21 protein-coding genes are annotated in these 22577 nt (G+C 38.6%); 5 read left to right on the top strand and 16 right to left on the bottom strand.

The window, feature by feature from the left end:
* Positions 1–8: 8 nt before the first annotated feature.
* From V7121_RS06790 to V7121_RS06755, 8 genes are all read right to left on the bottom strand, one after another.
* Positions 9–500 (bottom strand): DinB family protein, encoded by a 492-nt coding sequence (locus tag V7121_RS06790; RefSeq protein ID WP_335495087.1) that lies wholly within the window; start codon positions 498–500, stop codon positions 9–11.
* A 59-nt stretch (positions 501–559) separates the two neighbouring features.
* Positions 560–1552 (bottom strand): ABC transporter permease subunit, encoded by a 993-nt coding sequence (locus tag V7121_RS06785; protein WP_335495089.1) that lies wholly within the window; start codon positions 1550–1552, stop codon positions 560–562.
* Positions 1549–2424, bottom strand: a complete 876-nt coding sequence (locus V7121_RS06780; protein WP_335495091.1) for an ABC transporter permease subunit — start codon at positions 2422–2424, stop codon at positions 1549–1551. The genes V7121_RS06785 and V7121_RS06780 overlap by 4 nt, the downstream gene beginning before the upstream one ends.
* Before the next feature lie 123 nt (positions 2425–2547).
* Positions 2548–4020, bottom strand: coding sequence for a DUF4153 domain-containing protein (locus tag V7121_RS06775; protein ID WP_335495093.1), 1473 nt, complete (start codon positions 4018–4020; stop codon positions 2548–2550).
* Positions 4021–4089: 69 nt separating this feature from the next.
* Complete coding sequence (locus V7121_RS06770) at positions 4090–4725, bottom strand: HAAS signaling domain-containing protein (RefSeq protein WP_335495095.1); 636 nt, start codon at positions 4723–4725, stop codon at positions 4090–4092.
* Positions 4706–5053 carry a PadR family transcriptional regulator gene (locus tag V7121_RS06765; protein ID WP_335495096.1) on the bottom strand — a complete coding sequence of 116 codons (348 nt, stop codon included), beginning with the start codon at positions 5051–5053 and terminating at the stop codon, positions 4706–4708. Before V7121_RS06765 ends, V7121_RS06770 begins: the two co-directional genes overlap by 20 nt.
* Before the next feature lie 114 nt (positions 5054–5167).
* The gene (locus V7121_RS06760; RefSeq protein ID WP_335495098.1) at positions 5168–5341 is read right to left on the bottom strand and encodes a hypothetical protein; all 174 of its coding nucleotides are present in this window, start codon (positions 5339–5341) and stop codon (positions 5168–5170) included.
* 89 nt (positions 5342–5430) lie between these two features.
* Positions 5431–6894 (bottom strand): amino acid permease, encoded by a 1464-nt coding sequence (locus V7121_RS06755; protein ID WP_335546111.1) that lies wholly within the window; start codon positions 6892–6894, stop codon positions 5431–5433.
* Between the two features lie 456 nt (positions 6895–7350).
* Here V7121_RS06755 and V7121_RS06750 point away from each other — a divergent pair, with 456 nt between their 5' ends.
* Together V7121_RS06750 and V7121_RS06745 are read left to right on the top strand one after the other, a co-directional pair.
* Positions 7351–8769 (top strand): sigma-54 interaction domain-containing protein, encoded by a 1419-nt coding sequence (locus tag V7121_RS06750; RefSeq protein WP_335546109.1) that lies wholly within the window; start codon positions 7351–7353, stop codon positions 8767–8769.
* 235 nt (positions 8770–9004) lie between these two features.
* On the top strand, positions 9005–9211 hold the full coding sequence (locus tag V7121_RS06745; protein ID WP_335495100.1) for a methionine aminopeptidase: 207 nt from the start codon (positions 9005–9007) through the stop codon (positions 9209–9211).
* A gap of 137 nt (positions 9212–9348) precedes the next feature.
* Here the strand turns inward: V7121_RS06745 and V7121_RS06740 are convergent, their stop codons facing one another.
* A complete protein-coding gene (locus V7121_RS06740) occupies positions 9349–10380 on the bottom strand; it encodes a VanW family protein (RefSeq protein WP_335495101.1) in 1032 nt (343 codons plus the stop codon).
* 361 nt (positions 10381–10741) lie between these two features.
* Here V7121_RS06740 and V7121_RS06735 point away from each other — a divergent pair, with 361 nt between their 5' ends.
* The gene (locus V7121_RS06735) at positions 10742–11908 is read left to right on the top strand and encodes a polysaccharide deacetylase family protein (RefSeq protein WP_335546107.1); all 1167 of its coding nucleotides are present in this window, start codon (positions 10742–10744) and stop codon (positions 11906–11908) included.
* Between the two features lie 60 nt (positions 11909–11968).
* Here V7121_RS06735 and aspA read toward each other — a convergent pair whose 3' ends face one another.
* The gene (aspA, locus tag V7121_RS06730) at positions 11969–13387 is read right to left on the bottom strand and encodes an aspartate ammonia-lyase (protein ID WP_335495105.1); all 1419 of its coding nucleotides are present in this window, start codon (positions 13385–13387) and stop codon (positions 11969–11971) included.
* Between the two features lie 255 nt (positions 13388–13642).
* On the opposite strand from aspA, the gene V7121_RS06725 reads away from it, so the two are divergent.
* A complete protein-coding gene (locus V7121_RS06725; RefSeq protein ID WP_335546105.1) occupies positions 13643–16072 on the top strand; it encodes a cytochrome P450 in 2430 nt (809 codons plus the stop codon).
* Between the two features lie 67 nt (positions 16073–16139).
* On the opposite strand, the gene V7121_RS06720 is transcribed toward V7121_RS06725, so the two are convergent.
* A complete protein-coding gene (locus tag V7121_RS06720; RefSeq protein ID WP_335495108.1) occupies positions 16140–16562 on the bottom strand; it encodes a MarR family winged helix-turn-helix transcriptional regulator in 423 nt (140 codons plus the stop codon).
* A gap of 195 nt (positions 16563–16757) precedes the next feature.
* Between V7121_RS06720 and V7121_RS06715 the strand changes: the two genes are divergently transcribed.
* Positions 16758–18002 carry an MFS transporter gene (locus tag V7121_RS06715; RefSeq protein WP_335495109.1) on the top strand — a complete coding sequence of 415 codons (1245 nt, stop codon included), beginning with the start codon at positions 16758–16760 and terminating at the stop codon, positions 18000–18002.
* 59 nt (positions 18003–18061) lie between these two features.
* Here V7121_RS06715 and V7121_RS06710 read toward each other — a convergent pair whose 3' ends face one another.
* From V7121_RS06710 to V7121_RS06690, 5 genes are all read right to left on the bottom strand, one after another.
* Positions 18062–18946, bottom strand: a complete 885-nt coding sequence (locus tag V7121_RS06710) for a YitT family protein (protein ID WP_335546104.1) — start codon at positions 18944–18946, stop codon at positions 18062–18064.
* 199 nt (positions 18947–19145) lie between these two features.
* The gene (locus V7121_RS06705; protein ID WP_335495111.1) at positions 19146–19871 is read right to left on the bottom strand and encodes a sirohydrochlorin chelatase; all 726 of its coding nucleotides are present in this window, start codon (positions 19869–19871) and stop codon (positions 19146–19148) included.
* A gap of 137 nt (positions 19872–20008) precedes the next feature.
* Complete coding sequence (gene cysC / locus V7121_RS06700) at positions 20009–20608, bottom strand: adenylyl-sulfate kinase (protein WP_335495113.1); 600 nt, start codon at positions 20606–20608, stop codon at positions 20009–20011.
* A gap of 16 nt (positions 20609–20624) precedes the next feature.
* The gene (sat, locus tag V7121_RS06695; RefSeq protein ID WP_335495115.1) at positions 20625–21773 is read right to left on the bottom strand and encodes a sulfate adenylyltransferase; all 1149 of its coding nucleotides are present in this window, start codon (positions 21771–21773) and stop codon (positions 20625–20627) included.
* A gap of 78 nt (positions 21774–21851) precedes the next feature.
* The gene (locus V7121_RS06690; RefSeq protein ID WP_335546102.1) at positions 21852–22568 is read right to left on the bottom strand and encodes a phosphoadenylyl-sulfate reductase; all 717 of its coding nucleotides are present in this window, start codon (positions 22566–22568) and stop codon (positions 21852–21854) included.
* Positions 22569–22577 lie beyond the last annotated feature (9 nt).

The following is a 22577-nucleotide window of genomic DNA, read 5'->3' as shown; positions in this document are numbered from 1 at the left end:
TCCGCCTATTAACTCACACCATTTTCCTTATTCCATATGCCTTGGTTTTTTCGAATCGTGACGATTTGTCCAACATGATAGGCATTATGAAGTGCCAGAGAAGATAATGTCGTAATCCATGAACTTTTAGATTCTGGATGATAGAGCTGGTCTAATTTTTCGTCTCCACATGCCTGAATTATTTCATACCACTCAACCATCACTGCATTAAAACGATCAACTGTCTCCAGCCATTCTGAATGGCCTGAACTCTTAAATGTAGTATCATTACCCCCTTCTAGTTTTGTGTTGGGAATTCCTTTAAAAAGGTTTAAGCAGTATTGATTCCAAAATACGAGGTGGTTTACAAGCTCCCAAATAGAATTTTCTAATTGTGACTTCTTCCACAATGCTTGTTCTGGCGTCACCCCTGCAACAGCACTTTCAAATGAAACAAACCAGCCATTTTTGTTATGGGTCAATAAAAATTGTTCTAAGATTACCTCTTTTCGACTCATCATCAACAACTCCTCCTTGCTTTAATACTAAGATATATTTAATAACTAAAGCATAATACCAGTTATTTCTGTATAAGCTTAAATTGATCTGAGGAATATGGAACACTATTTGAATCTATTTCTTTCTTCATTTTCTTTTTGATGGGCTGCATCCCATATAAATTCTCTTCTAATTCCTTCTTAATTACATTCACAATGACAATGACCACAAAGAAACCAAATACAGGAGTTAAGATCGACCACGGGGCGCGTAGAAATTCGCTAAAGTTTTGGCCAATCAAACCAGCCCATTCATTTGATAGAGAAGCAGGCTTTGGTGGTGGGTCATCATACCCCATTATCCCCGCCCTATTTCTTCCACCAAGAAACATCCCAAACAAACCAAGCTGCATGGTAATATGAAGTGTACTTATGAACTGCTGAACCGTAAATAATATCCCATAGGAACGAATATATGGCATCAATTGTTTTCTGACAATATGTAGTTTTCCTGCCCCCATTAATCTAGAACTTTGCACAAAAGAGGTTTTTAATAGTTCATCGATTACATCTGAAGTGAATATCGTTACCGAAGGGAATCCAATAAAAATAAGTATAAAAATTTGATAGGTTACTATAGAGGATATAGCCACATCATTAAAGTCACCCACAATTGGAATCATTAAAATAATCGCAATCAGAATTGATGGGATGTAACGAAAAGTAAGGAAAAAGTCTTTCACATAACTTTTTAAAAAGGGTGCCCATAACGAGAGAACTATCCCAAAAATCCCTCCAAGAACAACTCTTAACAGTGCTACTCCAAATGCAGAAATTAGAGTGAATTTCGCCCCATAAAGAAGGAGCCAGTGCATATCCTCACCATTTCGATTAGTCCCAAGTAAATGCTTTTCTGATGGTGGGAACGGTGCTCTTCCAATGATATCACCCTGATCATTTTTTATCAGCACCTGATGATTAAAGTCGCTTGGTCCATAATAGGGATACAATATACTTATAATTAAGAGAATTAAAAGTAAGGAGGATCCGACTATTGTTTTTTTGTAGTTTCTCATATACTAATAGCCTCCTTCCCTTTAACAAGCTTAGAAATAAGCCAACCTGCTGCCTCGATAATCACCAACGGAACGGATAGCATTAATAAACAAACAACTAGGGAAGCAAAATCCCCCCCCATAAAAATAATCTTTAAGAATTGCTGATTAAACCCATTAATATTAAACAAGACTTCGACGAGATAGATGTTTGACAACAATACCCATACAATCGTTCGAAGCTGCATGATTATAAGTGGAACAATATTTCTAATTACGTGGACTAGTAATGTTCTAATACGCCCCATTCCCTTAGCCCTCGCATAGAGAACATATTGCTGAACTTGTTCCTCATCAATCACTTTAATCAGAAACTGCAGCAATAAGAAAAGTGGCAGAAAAGATACAGTCACAATTGGGATAAAGTATGGTTTATGACCAAATAATCCATATATTTGTAAAAATTTTAAACCAGTAGATTTATAGAGGGATATCACAAAAAACTGAATTAAAAAGATGACAAGTAAATCAGGAACTGCTTCAAAAAAATTAATTCCGCTTTTGAAACGATTTCTTACTTTATTTGGTGAGAGAATAATTAATACAGCCATAACAATCGCAAGGAAAAGAATGAAGACAAGGCTGGCCACGAGAATCGTCATTGTATATTGATAACTCTCTGCAATCTCTAATTTCTTGAAAAATTCCAAGTAATGAATTTCCTTAAAGTCCATTAATGCTTGCAAATCCGCCTTCACATTGGTCCATAGTGTATTAACATTTAACACCAGATGATTTTTCCCAATCCCTAATAAGGAAGGGAGATTAAAAATAAATAGAAAGCCTGAGATTATTAATACGATTCTAATTAGAAAATTAAAAAAACCTTTCATCCTATCCCACCTGCTCATTTTGTACAAAAATTCAGTCCATTTCTTTTGTACCATTTAATTGGTATTTTGGCAATATTCTTAATAAGTATAAAAAACGATTCGGAGTACCGAATCGTCATTTTATTAATGAATGTCCAACTTCTTAAGTTCAGAGTAGGCTTGCTCTCGTTTAAGATTATATGCTTGCCATGGTTGTTCATCTGCAAGTGCTTCTTTTTTTCGATCCATTAGAATGATTTTTAAATCCGGTATATTCTGATCCCTTTCATAGAGGTCGATTAATCCCAACACCCCAGTAAAGGACAAGTTGTTGAGGTAATGAACATCAATTTTTCCGCTCAGTTCGTAACGGTGCAAATTTTCATTCACGACGATTTTATCGATATCTATCACCGTAATCGAAGTATAGTAGATTAACGAGGTAATAAAATAAAAATGAAACAATGACAGCTTCTCGATCCAAATTTTCACCAAAGTATACGTAAAAATGACGACCAGAAAAATCATGAACGAATGGACAAGTACTCTTGTAAAAGTAAATCCATAAGCATCTTCATACATGCTTAACCTCAGGAATGCAGAAGTCAGCATAACAAAGCTTACAAGAACAAGAATAGTAAGCAGCAATTGTGTTGTTCTTTGCATCAATTTTGTTGCTCGTTTTACAAAGGTTAAGACGATGACTGTAACCGATAAATTGATTAATGTGACAAAAAGGAGCTCAAAAAAACCTTTTCGCGCGTATTCAGCATAAGTGAAATCTGCTTGAAGGGTTCCACTAAAGAAATAGCGAAATTGGACCAGCGTAAACAATAGATACACGACATTAATCAGAACAAGCACGGTAATCATGATAATTCCGTCAATTGTAAACCTTTGCTCGTTCGTTTGTTGTTTGATGATAGTAGGATTTCTGCTAGAAAGGACTTGCATAAACCCAAAGAAAACAGCAGTCAGAATGAAAATAATAATACATCTTATGATTCGCTCACCAGTAATGACTTGAAACCATTGTGGAATGCCGCCAATTAATTGCTCAAACTGAGCGTCTGCTGATACCAGTAAGTTCAAGACAACGAACAGAATCGGCAAGGAAATCACAACTCCGAGGATAATCTTTTTCCATATTAAAAGTTTGTCTTCATTGACGCCTTGTTTTGCACTCTTTCCGATCAGGCCAACAAAACCAATCGTAAATTTTAGCGAGTGGATTAAGCGTGTGAAAATTAACGTAATAAACGCTGGCTTATTCCATTGAGAATTTTTTGGGCTTGTTATTAACACTAGATGAAAAACAACCAGCCCAGGGATTACCAAAATATTTAAGCCGTAAAAAAGAAAGTTATTATTTAGGAAATAGCATGCTGATAAGAGCCAAATACAACAAAGAATTAAGTACCCTAACCGTTGATGGGAAAATTGGTAGCGGCGGTACCGCCAAAAAAACACTGAGTAAAATGCAGCAATAAATAAGAAGTAGGATATCCCAATCTCACTGTGAAAGAATGCTTCTTCAGCTAAAATTCCTAGCAACAAACATAACGATAAAAGGATCCAGGCAGTACTACCTATTTTTGTTTCTATTTTTGTTTCCATCTTTATCCCTCTTTCATTGTAGATTTTCTATATATATAGTTTCACTAGGTATATATCCAAAAAAAATGCTTATACCGAAGCCTTTCTTCCCCATCGATAGCCAATCCAACTGACTGGATATAGGATGATAGTAAAAATGATACAAGCAATAATAAACGTTTTTGTTAATAATGGAGCAAACCAAGCATGCGGAATTATCTCAAAAACCGTTAGGACCATTAATGCTAAATTGGGAATAAGCGATAGTAAAAACGTTTTATTAAGAAGCCCTCTTCCATTATGGCCAAAGCCCTTTCCAATTTCATAGCCTAGCAAGGCCCAAAAAAACAGATACAAAAAAGCAATTAAGGTCGGAATTGCCGTTAAGTGATTCCATATCACTGCAAGCCATTCCCACTGATAAAGATTATGTGCCAGAGTTAGTAAACTGCCCCCTCCAAAAAATAAGATATTTAAAAGGATAAATAGCCATTTCATATTACTGGGTGTGACAGAAAACTCTTCTTTCCATAGCTGAACAATTTCCTCTGGACTACCAAGGCGGGATACAATTAGTTCAAAAACCGTATCCTCATCCTGACATTCCAACTCCATCAAAATTTCATCAATATGTGACCCATATTCACGGAGGATTTCCTCATCGTCTAACTGGTTTCCTAATCCTTTTGCCAACTCTGCAAGAAACCTATTCTTCGGCCGTTCCATGCTTCGATCTCCCTATCACTTTGTTCATCACTTTAACAAAGTCCTGCCATTCACGTGTTTTTTCACCTAATAATTCTTTTCCAGCCTTGGTAATTTTGTAATACTTGCGGGCGGGGCCCTTTTCCTGTTCCTGCCAATAACATTCAATGTATTCTTGCTTTTCAAGCTTGTGAAGCGCGGGATACAAGGTTCCTTCTTTCACACTCAAGCCATTATCACTGCGTTGTTCCAATTCTTTTACTAATTCATATCCATACATATCACGCTCGGTTAATAACTGAAGAAGGATTAAAGAGGTACTGCCTTTTACTAATTCACGGTTAAACATATTTTCACCTACCTAGATATTTTAGGCACATAGAAATTCTATACCATCCACATTAGATTGTAAATAGCTAAAAAAAATAGTGGCAATTTTTCATCGCCACTACCCTATCTTACCCTATTTTACCTGCCCGTTATTTCTCAATATCTTAATGTTTTGGTCACGCTCGCCACCATCAGATAATTCCTCTGAAAATTCATGTTTTGCTACTTTTCCAACTAATTCCCCATGTTTGATTGTCCTTCGGGGTACATTATTATTTGGAGCCGCTTGTTCATTCCATTTTCCCATTCAAATCACCTCGGTAGTAGTATTTGAATTATGGTGGAACTTATCCATACACAAAGACGCATGGAAAAAACCTTGCGTCTTCACAAAAATTAGATAACCATTTTTTTATTTTCATGCAGTTGTAATTCTTGTTCACTAGTACCGTCTGCTTCACGATTCTTTTTAATTCTAAAATGATAAATCAGGTAACAAATGGCCACGAACGGAGCTCCCAGATACAACGCTAAACGTTGTTCTGAATCAAATGCTAAACTGACTAAAACGATTACATTTAAGGTTAAAGCGATAATTGGCAGTACGGGGTAAAGCGGTGTTTTGAATTTGAGATCCTCCACTTTACCGCCTTCACGGATAAATTTTCTGCGGAAAGCAATTTGTGAAGCTGTAATCGAAATCCAACCAACCTGTGCACCTAATCCTGCAACGGAAAGCAGCCAAACAAAGACTGTTTCTTCGGCAAAGAATCCTGACAGTAAGGATAATAAAGCAATTCCGATTGTTAAAATAAGGGCGTTGATTGGAACGCCTTGTTTATTTACTTTTGCAAGTGCAGGTCGAGTCATCTTCTCTTTAGACATAGCATATATCATCCGTGTAGCAGCATAAAGTCCTGAGTTTGCAACGGATAGTAACGCGGTTAGAATAACAAAGTTCATAATGTCTGCAGCATATGGAATTCCTATGCTATCAAACACCACCACAAATGGGCTTTCCACTACTCCAGCTTGTTTCATTGGAATTAAACTGGCTAAAACGAAGATGGCTAAAACAAAGAAAAACAATGTACGCCAAACGGTTTGTTTGATTGATTTTGGAATTGTCTTTTCTGGTTCTTCACTTTCACCTGCAGCAATCCCAATTAATTCTGTCCCTTGAAACGAAAAATTAACCGCAATCATGGTAATGATTAAGGCTGTGAATCCATGAGGCAGTAATCCATGTGCTGTAAAATTCGAGAAAAATGGTGCAGGTTGTCCACCTTTTAAGTGAATCAGCCCAAACATTGCTGCACCGCCAAGGACGATAAAGGCAATAATTGCAAAGATTTTTATACTAGAAAACCAAAATTCTGTTTCGCCAAATGCTCTTGCTGAAAGTGCATTGAGTGAAAATAATACGACTGCAAAAATCGCACACCAAACCCAAATCGGCGAATCTGGAAACCATCTTTGCATGAGCTGTCCTGCTGATAATAACTCCAACGCCACAGTTACTGACCAGCCTAACCAATAGAGCCAGCCCAGCGCAAACCCTGTACCCGGTCCAATGAATTTTGTTGTATACGTTTGAAACGAGCCAGACACAGGCATGGCCACAGATAACTCACCAAGACACAGCATTGTTAAAAACATGATCAAACCGCCGACAATATAAGAAAGAATTGCACCAGTCGGCCCTGCTTGGCTTATCGTATAGCCTGAACCTAAGAAAAGACCTGATCCGATTACCCCACCTAACGAGATCATAAATAAATGTCTTGTCTTCATTGTTCTTTTTAATTCATGATTTGAACTGTTTTCCTGCAAATTCACTAAATTTCCCCCTTCTCCCATTAAAAAGAATACGCTTTCAAACTTTTACTCCCCAAAATAATAGGATAACTTTTCTACTACCGTCTGTTTAGTATAATCTTTTAAAAATTATATAAAAATAGGAAATTTTTACAACAGACAATAATTTCTAAATTATCTATATATTTTAAAATTATTAAATGCAAGTTTCATGCCAAGGTTAAAACGCATGATTGTGAATACTTTCCGAACAATTTCGCAAAATATCATTGCAGGTATTTTAATAATTTTGCACCTATCCTGCAAAAATATTTTTCCCACAAAAAGGGAGAGTATTTATCTACAAAATTAGTAAAATATAGGAAAAATTTAATATAAGCAAAGTATTTTTGCAATTTTAAACACTATATCCTCAAAACCTGCAAAACTATTTTGCATTATTACGTTTTTTTTGATTAAATAAGTGCATAAAGGATTAAACAAAGGGAATGAACCAGGATGGAGAAACTGAATACTTCAGTAAGTTATTTGCAATATGTAAATCGAATGTATAAACGCATCTTAGACGAAGTCGATGTAGGTGTCCATGCCGTCGATGAAACAGGGAAAACCATTATTTATAATAAAAAAATGATGCAAATGGAGTCAATGGATCTCCAAGATGTCATTGATAAAAACCTACTAGATGTATTTATGTTTAAGGATGACCAATCTAGTACACTTGTAAAAGCTTTGCAAGAAGGCAAAGTAACAAGAAATGTAAAACAAACGTATTTTAATAATAAGGGCCGTGAAATTACGACCATTAACAATACCATTCCAATTTTTCAAAACGAAACACTCCAAGGTGCGGTCGAGATTGCAAGTGATGTAACGAAGCTGGAGCGGCTGATAAAAGGCAATATGAACAAAGAATCTACTCGCTACACGTTTGATAAAATCATTGGGAGCAGTCCAGCTATTAAAGAAGTAATCGAAGCTGCTAAGCGAGCGACTCGGACCTCATCCTATGTTCTAATTGTTGGGGATACCGGTACAGGAAAAGAACTGTTTGCTCAAAGTATTCACAATGGGAGTGGTCGGCTATCTGGACCATTTATTTCCCAAAACTGTGCTGCATTACCTGATAATCTAATCGAAAGTCTCCTGTTCGGAACTAAGCGGGGGGCCTTTACAGGTGCGGTCGATACCCCTGGATTATTTGAACAAGCCAATGGCGGAACCCTGCTCCTTGATGAGATTAACTCATTAAATTTAAACCTACAGGCGAAATTACTGCGAGTGCTTCAAGAAAGAACGATTAGAAGAATCGGTGATACGAAGGATACCCCTGTTGATGTCCGTGTCATTGCCAATATGAATGAAGATCCCATCGATGCGATTGCCAATAATCGGATGCGTAAAGACTTATATTATCGACTTGGGGTTGTCACACTTTTTGTCCCTTCTCTTAAAGATCGCAAAGAAGATATTCCAATATTAGTCGAGCACTTTATACAAAAATACAATGATCTGTTTCAGATGAATGTAAAAGGGTTATCCGATGAGGTTAAACAATCCTTTTTTGAATATGACTGGTTAGGGAATGTTCGGGAACTTGAGCATATTATTGAGGCAGCTATGAACATTATGATGGATGAAGAATGGATCTCCTACGCTCATTTACCCTATCAATATCGAAGCAAAATGCAGATGAAAGAGAGAATGATCCCCCTTTCTACCGTTGACAGCTTTATTAAGGAAAATTCGGATGTAGCTATACCACTAAAATATCAAATGGAGTTATTTGAAAAATCCTATATTGACCATGTCTTAACCAAAAATGATTATAATATTTCCCGGACTGCGAATCTTCTTGGATTAAGCCGGCAAAGCTTGCAGTATCGGATGAAAAAATTGAACATTAATGGAAAATAAATTGACATAAAAAATAACGAAGGAGGAAAACTTTAAGCGGTTTCCTCATTCGTTATTTTTTATGTACTCAATCACCAAAATGAATGATTTTACATAAAATTATTATAGAAAAGTAAATTAGTTTGATAAATGGAATCTTTTTTTCAACAAATTCCCTTTAGGTAATAAAATAATACAAGCATAATAATTCCATTTTTTCTCCATACTAAGAAGAAAAAAAGATGAGGTGAAAAATATGGGACTACTCAATACTTTTAACCAATGGAAAGAAACAAAGTATCAGAATCATGTCTCTACGATGAAAGACCAGGGCAAATGTCCAGACTGTCATGGTCGTGGCTATACGGTTTACCCATACAATGAATTCGCTTACTTCAATTCGTTTGAATGTCCGGGATGTCAAGGAACAGGTCAATATACAGATTGGGAACAAATGCAATAAAGTGTGGAAACGTCCATTTAAGCGTTCTATTCCATATATAAAGATAAAAATCCCTTCATGATTAACGTTTATTTGGTCATGAAGGGATTCTTTTTGTGATACATTGTATCTTTTGTAGGGAAAATCAAGATTTTTTGTTAAATTCGTTTCTTAAGTTGACTTTGATAAGTTTTTGACGTCCTTACTTCAACCGTTAGCGACCCTCGATTAACAATCGCTTTTACTAGTAATGGTACACCTGTAGTATTTTTAAATCTAAAATCCTTACCTCCATAAGAAACAGTCGCATCTCTTCCTTTTGGCACATACCCCACCGTTAGAGAGTGGTGATTTTTTTCGATATATTGTACGGCTAGCTTATCAATGGCATTATACAAAGTAGAAGAAGTTTGGCAAATGCCCCCGCCATAACCCTCGACTAATTTCCCATAATTTATCTCTGGTGCTTTTTGATATCCGTGCGCAGCATCACTCGGTCCAACAGTTGTATTAAACGAGAAAGAATCATTTGTACCTAGGATAACATTATTAATTGCTTGAGCGGATAATTCGATATTTTTTGTTCTGCCCACAGCACCACTATTAAAATGAGTGGTATAGGAGGCGACGACGACATCATCTAACTGAGACACCTCTTCAGCCTGATATCCGCTTGCATTCACATATAAAGGTAATTCCACATCTCCGCCTTTTTCTGATACCAACATAATCTTTTCAGCTAGCTCTTCTTCTTCAAGAATTTGCTGCGGTGTCCCCTTGATAACATTACCATTATCATCCAGTTTATCAGGAATCATTCGCTTATCATACCCAGGTGCAGACTCGGTCCCGCGCGCCAATTCTCTAGTTATCTTTGCTATTTCGACTTTATAATTTTCAGGATTAGTTATGTATCCTAAATCTTTGGTATTAAAGGTTTTTATTGTTTCTTTCGTATTCGGATCAATTATATTTACGTATACAGGCCTTGCTTCTTCCCGTTTTCGTTCTTCCTCACGTTTCTTTGCTTCCGCCAGTTTCTTTTCTTCTTGTAATTTTTTCTCTTTTTCAAGTCTCTGCTGCTGCTCTGCTGCCTTTGCTTCTTTTTCTTTTGCGGATTGTTCCGTACATCCCGTTCCGATTAAACAAACTGCCACTAAAAGTGAAATTACCCAATTATGCTTAGCCATTTTCTCCTACTTTACTCCTTTTTAATAACCATATTCGCCCTTATATATTGTTAGACGTTTTCCAATGAATTTTGTTTCATACGACTCTCATATTCTATTCCATTTTTCATGTCAATCTCTTGCAAAAATATGGAAATTGTCTTTTAAACTAGGGAATAAGTTCAATGCCTAGATCATCTTATGCTTTTTTTTAAAGTGCGTAGCAACTAAGCCCATATCCTCATATGGTATAATTAAAGCAGAAATCAATGATATTTCAATACCACTTTAGTCCCCTCTTTGACTTCAACAACAAATAAACCTAAGTAAAATGAATGGTTCCTGCTCCCTGGCACATACGCAAATAAAGGGGGAAAATGCCATGACAGAAATTTTAATTCTTCTTTGTATTCTTTTATTTTCAGTATTTTTTGTTTTAGGAGTAATATCTCAGGTTCATCGGAAAAGTGGAAAGGGAATTTTTTATTCATTGACAGTCATCAGTTTGGTTGGCGTTGTTTTCTTTTTGTTTTTTCACGGCTGGAACCTAGGTGCTATTAGGAGTGGCGGAATAGTCGATTCTCCTAAAACAGAAACGCCGGCAAGTTCTGGACACAATCATGAAGTGGATCCAGGAAAAGAAAAACCAGCAGACGATGAACCCCCTCCTGCCGAAGGACCTGCTGAAGAAAAACCTGATGACCCAAAACCAACTTTACCTGAACCAATTAGCGTAGCTGATGATGCCATTGTTGAATATAAAGTTGTTAAAGGCGATACCCTATATTCCATTGCCATCCGAGCAGACCTGACTGTCGAAAAAATTAAGCGATGGAACCGTCTCACATCCGATGTCATTTATGTGGATCAAATATTAACACTTTATGGGAAAAATGTTGAGCCGCCGCCACCTGCAGACCCACCCAAGCAGGACCCGCCACCAGCAACAGCATCCTCTGTCATTATTTCAAATGGCAGTCTCCAGCAAAAAAAGATTGCACTGACCTTTGATGCCGGCAGCGACGCTGTGGGGATTGCGATTCTTGATGTGTTGAAAAAACATAATGTGAAAGCAACTTTCTTTCTAACCGGTAAATGGGTTGAGAAATATCCTAACCTTGCCAAAAGAATTGCCGAGGAAGGACATGAAATCGGTAACCACTCTTATTCTCATCCTGATGCTGTAAAAATTACAACTAATGCGTTTAAACAGGATATCATCAAAGCAGAGGAAGCAATCAAGGCTGTAACTGGGAAATCTCCACAGCCCTTTTTTCGCTTTCCATTCGGAGCGTACAATTCTACCACACTCAAAACAGTAGGCTCAGCCGGTTACCCTTATAGCATTCAGTGGTCACTTGATACGATTGACTGGAAGCAGCCTGCTACTGACGTCATCATCTCCCGAATTAAAAACGGAGCGAGCAATGGTGATATCATCCTCATGCATATCGGTGGAATAAATACACCTGAAGCTGTCGACAAAGTTATCCCATGGCTAAAGGACCAAGGCTACCAACTAGTTCCCTTAAGCATATTACTAAAATAAAAAAACATGGTGCCTGACACCCCAATACTGAAAAGTATTGGGTGTCAGGCACCACTTTATTTAATCTCTATCTAGAAGTGCGGCTCCAGATATTCCTGGTTTAGTCATTTCATAGATATTTAGAATAAGGTCTAATTCTTCTTCAGTTAGAACATCATACTTTAAGCATAGTTCACGAACCGATTTCCCTGTAACCGTTGCTTCTCTGGCGATTCTCGCTGCCACTTCATAGCCGAGGTGTGGGTTAACCGCTGTAATAATACCGACGCTTTTTTCAACATTCTCTTTTAAGCGCGCCTCATTTGCTTCAATACCTACTAAACAATGATCCGTAAACGATCGGAAGCCGTTATTCATAATACTAATGGATTGAAGTAGGTTAAATACCAAAACAGGTTCCATGACGTTCAATTCAAGTTGGCCTGCTTCTGAAGCAAGGCAAATGGTATGGTCATTACCAATCACTTGAAAAGCAATTTGATTAATTAACTCTGGCATTACAGGGTTAACTTTTCCCGGCATAATCGAAGAGCCTGGCTGACGGGCTGGCAGAGAAATCTCCCCAAGTCCTGCACGCGGACCTGATGCCATTAACCGAAGATCATTAGCGATTTTCGACATATTCATCATACATACTTTAAGGGCAGAAGATACCTCTGTATAGGCATCCGTATTTTGGGTAGCATCCACTAAGTGTTCAGCATTGACCAGTGGCAGTCCGGTAATGGCAGCGAGTTGGGTGACAACATCTTTAATATATTGAGGATCCGCATTTAAACCTGTTCCTACCGCCGTTGCTCCCATGTTTACTTCATATAAATGTTCACGAGAAAGGTTGATGCGTTTCATATCTCGTTCAAGCACACGGGAATATGCTTCAAATTCTTGTCCAAGTCGAATGGGAACGGCATCCTGTAGATGGGTACGCCCCATTTTGATCACTTTTTCAAATTGCTGTGCTTTGTCCAAAAATACCTTATGCATGTCCTTCATAGTGATAAGCAATTTTTCAAGCAACCTTAGGGTTGCGATATGGATCGCGGTTGGAAAGACATCATTTGTCGATTGCGACATATTCACATGTGTATTGGGACTTAAATGCATATATGCCCCCTTTTCATGTCCAAGCAATTCAAGGGCCCGGTTGGCAATCACTTCATTTGCATTCATATTCATGGATGTGCCCGCTCCACCTTGAATCGGGTCAACAATAAACTGATCGTTCCATTTCCCTGCAATAATTTCATCAGCCGCTTGGCTAATCACGTCTCCAAGTCCGCTATACAGCCGTTTCGTTTTCATGTTGGCAATCGCAGCTGCTTTTTTTACCATTGCAAGGGCGATAATTAATTCCTCATGAATTCGATAACCTGTAATTGGGAAATTTTCAACTGCCCTTAGAGTTTGAATACCATAATAAGCATCTGATGGTATCTCTTTTTTACCTAAGAAGTCTTGCTCGATTCTTTTTGTATCCATAATTAGCTGTTGCACCCCTTATTTAAACAGTCGATATAAAATTGTTGATTACAAAAAAATAATACCAGTTTAAATTCCCAATGTCTCTCTTTTTAAAGATAATACTCTGTTAAAATAATAATCCAACAAAATTTATCTGAAAATTTTCTATTTTAGACCTTATATAAACCACTCTTACATGTTATAATCTAACTAATTATTATTTCAATATTGTAAATTTTAAAATTGTTGATGAAAGGAAGGATGAATTGTAGCATGGTAACTACAGAAATCACATCCATACCACAACCCAAAACTTATGGACCGCTTGGTAATCTTCCACAACTAGACTTAAATCAACCCACACAATCCATCATGAAACTAGCCGATGAATATGGACCCATATTCAAACTGAAATTCCCATCTGGGACTGGGACCTTTATTTCCTCTGCTGAATTAGTAAAGGATGCCTCAGATGTAACCCGATTTGATAAACTTGTCAATGCCCCGTTACAGAAGGTACGTGCCTTTTCCGGAGATGGTCTTTTTACCAGTTGGACAAAAGAAGAGAATTGGCAAAAAGCTCATAACATTCTTCTCCCTAGCTTTAGCCAAAGTGCGATGAAGGGTTATCATTCGATGATGGTCGATATTGCTGTCCAACTTATCCAAAAATGGTCCCGCTTAAATTCAGATGAGTCAATTGATGTACCTGAAGATATGACTCGACTTACTTTAGATACGATTGGCTTATGTGGTTTCAATTATAGATTTAATAGTTTTTATCGAGAAAAATCCCATCCATTTATTACAAGTATGGCGTCTGCGCTTGACGAAGCAATGAATCAAAGCAACCGTCTTGGGATTCAAGATAAACTAATGGTTAAAACCAAACGTCAATTTAATCAAGACATACATACCATGGTATCCCTTGTCGATAGGATCATTGAAGAGCGAAAATTAAGTGATGAACATGAGGCAGAGGACTTGCTCTCCCGAATGCTTAATAGTGCTGATCCTGTAACTGGGGAAAGGCTCAGTGATGAAAATATCCGCTATCAAATCATTACCTTTTTAATTGCTGGGCACGAAACTACCAGCGGCTTACTATCATTTGCTTTATATTTTCTGATGAAACATCCAGAAAAGCTTGAAAAAGCTTATGCAGAAGTAGACCAAGTTCTTACGGAATCTATTCCAAGCTACCAACAAGTTCGGAATTTAAAATACATCCGGATGATATTAAATGAGTCGCTGCGACTATGGCCAACTGCACCGCTCTTTTCGCTTTTCGCAAAGGAAGATACTCTGCTTGCTGGAAAATATCCGCTCAAAAAAAGAGATGTTGTCAATGTCCTCCTTCCTAAATTGCACCGTGATAAAAATGCTTGGGGGGATGACGTGGAAGTATTTAGACCAGAGCGTTTTGAGGATCCTAAGAAAATCCCGCACGATGCATTCAAACCGTTTGGTAACGGGCAGCGTGCGTGTATTGGGCAGCAATTCGCTATGCACGAAGCAACCTTATTACTTGGGATGATCCTAAGACACTTCCACTTGATTGATCATACCAATTATCAATTGAAGGTAAAGGAAACATTGACCCTTAAACCAGATGGATTAACAATGCAGGTTCGTCCTCGCGAGACTTTTAATAGGGCATCTCTAGCGGGAAATGAGGTAAACACAGCGTTGGAAAAGGCGGCGGAAGTCACATTACAGCCGAGTCCATCGCTTATTGGTGCACATAATACACCATTCCTAGTATTATATGGCTCCAACATGGGAACCTCAGAGCGCATCGCTCGCGATTTGGCAGTAACAGCGCGTTTTAAGGGGTTCCGCAGCGAAGTTGCACCGTTAGATGAATTTGCAGGCGGACTGCCAACTGATGGTGCAGTCTTTATCATTACCTCCTCCTACAATGGGAATCCGCCAAAAAATGCCCGCAAATTCGTTAAATGGCTAAAAGAAAATGATGGTGAAACATTGAACGGGATTCGATTTGCTGTGTTTGGCTGTGGCGATACCAATTGGGCAAGCACCTACCAAGAGATTCTGTCGTTTATCGATGCGAGGCTTAGTGAACTTGGCGCAACACGGCTCTTTCAAAAAGGGCAAGGAGACGCGAGCAGCGAGTTTGAAAAACAGTACGAAGAATGGCATGACCAGATTTGGCCAATGCTAAATGAGGCTTTTGGGATAGAGAGAACCACTCCTAGCCATACAGAAAACAACACTTTGTCCGTTTATTTTGTTAATGAATTAAGCACGGGGCCTTTACCAGGAGACGTAATTACTCCTCAGGAGGTTAACAATATTAGTATCATCCCAAAAAACTCAGCAGAACTGGTAAAAAGGGTCATTAACCGATATGGTCTTGATAAAAATACTCAAGTTATCTTAAGTGGGAACCGGAAAGAAAATAAACATCTCCCGTTAGATTTCCCTGTTCGTGTTTGGGATTTATTGTGCTATAGTGTCGACTTGGGGGCAACCGCTAGCGATGAACAAATCCGCGAACTTGCCGAATATACCATCTGTCCTCCACACAAGCGGGAATTAGAGTCATTGCTTACTGAAGGAACGAATACGCTGCAGCGAGTTGAACAAGGAATTTCAATGCTGTATCTCATAGAGAAATACCCTGCCTGTGAACTTCCTTTTGAGAGATTTATAGAATTACTATCACCTTTGAAATCATGAAAAAAAGAGGTAATCCAGTAAATCGTTATGACAACTTTACGAATTACCTCTTTTTTCATTTACATTCTTATTTGAAAGACTGGTTAAATTTCTTTAATAGTTTCCCAAATATTTTGCATTCCTCTTCAGACCAATCCTCTACGAGTTCGGTGATTCTCTCTAGACGTGCTTGTTTATAATCAAACAATTCCTTTTTACCCAACTCCGTTATCTGGAGATAGTATGCCCTTCCATCCAAGGCATCAGGAATTCTGTACAAATAACCTTTATGTTCTAAAGCAGCTCCTTGTCTGCTAATTGTTGATATATCTAATTGAAATTCTTCGGCTAACACTTTGACCCCTACCGCCCCTTTCTCAACAATTCGCCGCAGGATGAGATATGCCGAACGGTCAAGGTTACCGATTCTTTTATTAATCGAATTGGAAGTGGTTCGGCGTATCAGAATAGCCAGCTCCAATTCGATCATCTCTAAGGATTGTTTATCCATTTCTTTCCTTCCTCACTGTCAAGCTAATTTTTCATAATATAATGATAACATACTCGATTCATCAATCGTAATCACTTTTAGAACATCATTGCAAAAGCACTATTGACGTAGTGAAAAACGGTTGTATAATACAATTATATACTTTCGCAATACAACTAATCCAAAATGTTGGAAGAAAACCTAGGGGGAAATTGAATGTCACCATCGCCAAAATCAACTATTGAAACTGCACTGCAGATTTCTGATGCAGTTCAAAAACAGTCTGGGTTACTAACTCAGCCAAAAGCCGTCTGGGCCGTTTTCTTTGCAAGTATTATTGCGTTCATGGGGTTAGGTTTAGTAGATCCTATTTTACCTGCGATTGCCGAACAGTTACACGCTTCACATAGTGAGGTCACCTTGCTATTCACTAGTTATAATGCCGTTATGGCAGTTGCAATGCTCATTACTGGGGTTATATCATCACGGCTCGGGATCAAATGGACATTACTAACTGGAATCGTGATCATTGCTATCTTTTCAGCACTTGGCGGATTTTCAAATGGTATTTGGACACTCGTTGGATTACGGGGTGGCTGGGGTCTTGGGAATGCGTTGTTTGTAGCAACAGCTCTTTCAGCCATCGTATCCCTCTCCAATAGTGGTACGGCCAAAGCTATTATCTTGTATGAAGCCGCCATCGGTCTAGGCATTTCCGTTGGTCCACTACTTGGAGGCTGGCTCGGTGCGATGTCATGGCGTGGTCCCTTTCTTGGCGTTGCGACATTAATGATTATTGCATTCATCGGTCTTCTCCTTTTAATGCCAAAATCAACAACTCCAAATGGGGTAAAAACAAGGACTTCATTATTGGATCCATTCCGCGCTTTAAAACACCGTTCACTTCTAGTCTTTGGTATAACTGCTACACTCTATAATTTTGGCTTCTTTACCCTGCTTGCCTATGCACCGTTTGTGATGGGATTGGATGAACACGGACTAGGCTTTGTATTTCTAGGGTGGGGAATTTTACTAGCAATTACCTCTGTTTTTATGGCACCAAAATTGACGGAAGCATTTGGTACTATAAAATCCATGTGTATGATGTTAATTTTATTTGCGGCACTTCTAGTCGTAATGGGGATATGGACATCGACCCAATGGGTAATCATTGCTGCCGTTATTTTAGCCGGTGCGTTATTAGGAAATAACAATACTCTCATTACCACTGCTGTTATGAATGCAGCCCCCGTTGAACGATCCACGGCCTCTGCCGCTTACAGTTTCCTCCGGTTTATTGGCGGGGCGATTGCCCCATTTACCGCAGGGAAGCTAGCAGAAATTTATAATCCAAGTGTACCATTTTTGGTCGGAGCTGGCTTTGTGGTTATCTCGGTCTTATTTATTTGGGTTAATAATAAACATGTGAAGCATGTAGATGGTATCAGCAGTAGTCACTAAATTTGCATCAGGATCTGTGTATTGCAGATCCTTTTTCATGCAAATTATTTTTTTATTTATTAGTGGATATCTTTTTTCTTAAAACGTCCCCCGCGGACTTCTGAAATGTCACCAATCGCTAAAAATGCTGACGGGTCAATATCCTGAACAATTGTGTTTAGCTTAGACTCTTCCAGCCTCGTAATAATACTAAAGATGACCTTCTTATCATCACCAGTGAAGGCACCTTGACCCTTTATGTAGGTTACACCCCTTCCCAGTCGAGCATTGATTGCATTTCCAATCTCCTCTGCTTCATCACTGATAATCCAAACAGATTTTGATTCTTCAAGGCCCGCTACAACAGTATCAATTGCCTTGGATGCAATCACATAGGCTAACAAGGAGTACATGGCACGGTCCCAACTAAACACAAAACCTGCGGCCCCTAATATGAAGATATTAATGAACATAATAATTTGTCCAACAGAAAATGGAACCTTTTTTGTGATTACTAGTGCCAATATTTCTGTTCCGTCCAACGCACCGCCATTTCGGATGACGACACCTACACCTATGCCGAGGATCATCCCTCCAAAAACGGTGGCGAGGAGGATATCATCTGTAAAAGCGGGAATGGGATGAAAAAATGAAGTAAAAATTGATAAAACGAGGATTCCATAAACGGTAGAAATCGCAAAGGTTTTTCCCATCTGCTTATAACCCAGATATACAAATGGCAGGTTTAAAATGAGGAGGAAAATTCCCAATTTCCACCCTGTGAGGTGCGCAAGCATGATTGAAATCCCTGTAATTCCTCCATCAATAACATGGTTTGGAACTAGAAATATTTCTAATCCTGTTGCCATCAGAATTGCTCCGATGGTAATGGCAATTGCTCGGAGAATTACATTTCTTAGTGGTAACTTTCGGTGTTGAACTTTTCCTTGAATGTGTTCTGTCACATCATCACATCTTTTCGTTAAAATTAAGTATTTATTATTTCAGATGAACATGAAATAAACTATATCTATAGTGTAATTATATCATTTTTGTTCAAAAAGATGAACTATAGTTCATCTTTTTTATTATTTCCTTTGATTAATCTTCCCATTTTTTCCAAAAAAATTGCTAAAATCCTATCGATTTTAGCAATTACATCATTCACCTTTCTATGGCCCGCTCTATGATGAGATCTTCAATGACACGATGCTTACTCAACTGACCCGTATGAATAATTTGCAGCCCTAACGCTTGTCTCTGATTGACCAATTGATCTACTTCCTTTAAAAGAAGACCGGAAAATAATAAATAAGGAATCACAATTATCTTTCCAGCTGTTTGTTTAGATATCGCCTCAAGGCCTTCCTGAAGCCTTGGTTCAGTTGCAGCTAAAAAACAAACAGCAACATGTTCGATTCCAAGTCGTTCGCTAATCCCCTTAGAAATCTCCGCAAAAGCAGCATGAATACTCTCGTCACTACTACCCCTGCCAACTACTAAAATCGAATCCTGTGGTGATAGATCAGCGACCGTTCCTCTTACCATTCCAGCTATCCCATCGAGTATCGATCCTTGAACACCAAAAGGATCCCTGATATTTACAGTAATATTCGGAAACCTCTTGCAAAGCGAAGACAGAGCATCAGGAATATCTTCTTTAATATGACCAGCAGCTAATAAAAATAAAGGAACGACGGTAATTTCCGTCGCTCCTCTTTCCACACAGCGCAGAAAGCCCTCTTCAATACTTGGACTGGTCAGCTCGAGAAAACTGATTTCCTGAATCTCCACATTGATTCGTTCCATCACTCTATGTATAAAGGATTGGGCTTCTTCAGCCCCCTCTTTCGATCGTGTACCATGACCAATGTAAAGAATTGATTTCATTTTCGCTGCTCCTTTTTGCTTATCTATGAAGGGTAACATTACCTATATTCTTTGTCATCTACGAACTTACCATGCTTAGAGGAACTTGTCCAACAAACATTGCATTTTAGTATGTCAGGCTTTTCACTTTGTCCAAATTAGATAATCTTCTTCTCTTTTAGGTAAGCAAAGACTTCTTGGACTGCTTCTTCTACTGTGAGTTGATCTGAGTGAAGTGTGATTTCAGGTTTTTCTGGTGCTTCATAAGGCGAGTCAATTCCAGTAAAATCCTTTATCTCGCCTCGGCGTGCTTTCGCATAAAGCTGCTTAGGGTCACGACGTTCACATTCCTCAATCGGACATTGCACAAATACCTCAATAAATTCACCGTCCTCAAATAATTCACGTACTTGTTCACGATCAGAGCGAAATGGTGAAATGAAAGCAGTAGTTACAACTTTACCACTGTCGACAAACAGTTTGGCAACTTCACCAATTCTTCTGATATTCTCAGTACGGTCATAATCAGAAAAACCAAGATCTTTATTTAACCCGTGACGAATATTGTCTCCATCGAGTACATATTCACTGATCCCTTGGCGGAATAATTCATAAGATACTGCATTGGCAATCGTCGATTTACCAGACCCTGAGAGTCCAGTAAACCAAAGAGCACAGCTTCCATGCCCATTTTTTTCGCGACGATTTTCTTTTAAAATAGTTGTTTCATGCCATGTAATATTCGTTGGTTTTGTCATGGATTTTTATTCCTCCTTACACGGATGCCGTTTCTTTCATTCCTTCAATCAGTACTTCTACAACCTCTTTACGGCTAAAGGTGGATGGCGGCAACACACCTGCGCGAAGCATTTCTCTTACTTTTGTTCCGGAGAGGATGACTCTGTCTTCCTTGCTATGCGGGCAAGTTTTATCTGAAGCCATCCCTTCACATTTCGTGCAATAGAAGCTATGCTCAAAGAATAAAGGCTTAATTCCAAGCTCTTCTTCAGAAAAATTACTAAAAATATGTTGTGCATCGTAGGTTCCATAATAGTTTCCAACACCAGCATGGTCACGGCCGACAATAAAATGAGTACAGCCAAAGTTCTTACGTGCTAGTGCATGGAATATGGCTTCTCTTGGCCCTGCATAACGCATAGCCGCTGGGTATACACCTAACTGGACACGTTCGCTAGGATAATAATTTTCTAATAAAACACGGTAGCTTTTTAGACGTACCTCTGCAGGAACATCATCTGATTTAGTTTCCCCAACTAGAGGGTTCACGAACAAGCCATCAACAGTTTCAAGGGCAGCTTTCTGAATATATTCATGTGCGCGGTGAATAGGATTCCTGGTTTGAAAGCCGACAACTGTCTTCCAGCCCTTTTCTTCAAAAATGGCACGCGTTTCCTTGGGCTCAAACCACACGTCGCCGAATACACCTTTTTCTGATTTCTTAACTAAGACGATTTCACCTGCCACATATACAGGTCCTCTTTCATAAAGGCGCTTCACACCTGGGTGAGCAAGTTCTTCGGTTTTATAAACTTCAAGAGCTTCTCTGTCTAAATCGGGTTCATACCATTCTGAAACCTTTATGACACCATAAACCTCATTGTTATAGGAGAGCTTGAATTCATCGCCAACAACAAGTGTTTCGGCCACTTGATACGAAACAGGGAGGGTTACTGGGATCGACCAAATCGTATTGTCTGCTAAACGCATATTGTTTACAACAGATTCATAATCCGCTTTGCCAAGGAAGCCTTTTAATGGACTAAATAGGCCAATTCCGATTAATTCAAGGTCACTTAAGGCAATCGCATCGATTTCCAGTACTTTTTCAACAGAAGTTAGATCGTAATTAGGGTTAAACGCTTGAATAAGTTCTCCCCCATGAGGTTTTGGTAAGTATGACATTTTTTATCAACCTTTCTTTACAAGTTTTAATTCACAACAAAAATGAAACAGTAATGATGATAAGCGTGGAATGACTACTTAATTAGAATGCAGCCCGCACTCCGTTTTTCCACTGCCACTCCACCGTCCTTCACGGGAATCACCATTAGTTCCGACCGCTTGGGTACAAGGGAAACAGCCAATACTCGGATAGTTCTGGTCATGCAATTGATTGTAAGGGAGGTCTCTTTCCCTGATGTAGTCCCAAACTTCTTCCCAAGTCCAGTGAATCAAAGGGCAAATTTTAATATTTTGAAATTTATTATCCTTATTCAAGAACTGAGTATCTTTTCTTGTCGGAGACTGCTCCCTGCGAAGACCCGATATCCAAGCATCCTTTGGGGTCAATGCCTCTCTTAAAGGAATAACCTTTCTAATTTGACAACATTGGTTTGGATCTCGTTTCCATAATGCTGAACCATATTCCGCCGCTTGTTGGTCTAAACTTAATTCAGGTGTTTTTCGTTCAATTTTCAATTCGGGAAAACGTGCTTCAATTTGGTCGATTACTTCATACGTTTCAGGAAAGTGAAGACCTGTATCTAAAAAAACAATGTGAGCATCTTTTTTTACTTGATAAATTAAATCAATTAATACAATTGCTTCTGCACCAAAACTAGAAGCATAGACAATTTTCTCTTCAGGATACTGATTATATGCCCATTCTAAAACGGAACGTGCACCTTTTGTCTTGTCTTGTATTGAAAAGGTATCCGATATTTGATTCCAATTTTCATATGTCACTGCTGCTTGCATTCCTATGGA

Origin of the sequence: Neobacillus drentensis, assembly GCF_036962125.1 — a bacterium.
Taxonomy (GTDB): domain Bacteria; phylum Bacillota; class Bacilli; order Bacillales; family Cytobacillaceae; genus Neobacillus; species Neobacillus drentensis_B.
This window is presented reverse-complemented; position numbering and strand designations above follow the sequence as displayed.